Below are 575 nucleotides of genomic sequence, written 5' to 3' on the forward strand. Positions count from 1 at the left end.
GCAACCGCTCAGTCGGTGATCTTGGACACGACGCCGGCGCCGACGGTGCGGCCGCCTTCGCGGATCGCGAACCGCAGGCCGCTTTCCATCGCGATCGGCGCGATCAGCTCGACGCCGAACGACACGTTGTCACCCGGCATCACCATCTCGGTGCCCTCGGCCAGCTGAACCGTGCCCGTCACATCCGTCGTCCGGAAGTAGAACTGCGGACGGTAGTTGGCGAAGAACGGCGTGTGACGCCCCCCCTCGTCCTTGGTCAGGATATACGCCTCGGCCTCGAACTTGGTGTGCGGTGTCACCGAGCCGGGCTTGCACAGCACCTGGCCACGCTCGACCGCGTCGCGGTCGATCCCACGCAGCAGCGCGCCGATATTGTCGCCCGCCTCGCCGCGATCCAGCAGCTTGCGGAACATCTCGACGCCCGTGCAGGTCGTCTTCTGCGTGTCCTTGATGCCGACGATTTCAATCTCGTCGCCCACGTTGATCACGCCACGCTCGATCCGGCCGGTCACAACGGTGCCGCGGCCCGAGATCGAGAACACGTCTTCCACAGGCATCAGGAAGGGCTGATCCAC

1 protein-coding gene is annotated in these 575 nt (G+C 65.7%); it reads right to left on the reverse strand.

The window, feature by feature from the left end; all coding sequences use genetic code 11:
• Window positions 1-8: 8 nt before the first annotated feature.
• Window positions 9-575 (reverse strand): EF-Tu/IF-2/RF-3 family GTPase (locus Q0844_RS20850; protein ID WP_299049228.1); only part of this gene is annotated, 567 nt, incomplete at its 5' end.

The organism is uncultured Tateyamaria sp. (assembly GCF_947503465.1).
Classification (GTDB): domain Bacteria; phylum Pseudomonadota; class Alphaproteobacteria; order Rhodobacterales; family Rhodobacteraceae; genus Tateyamaria.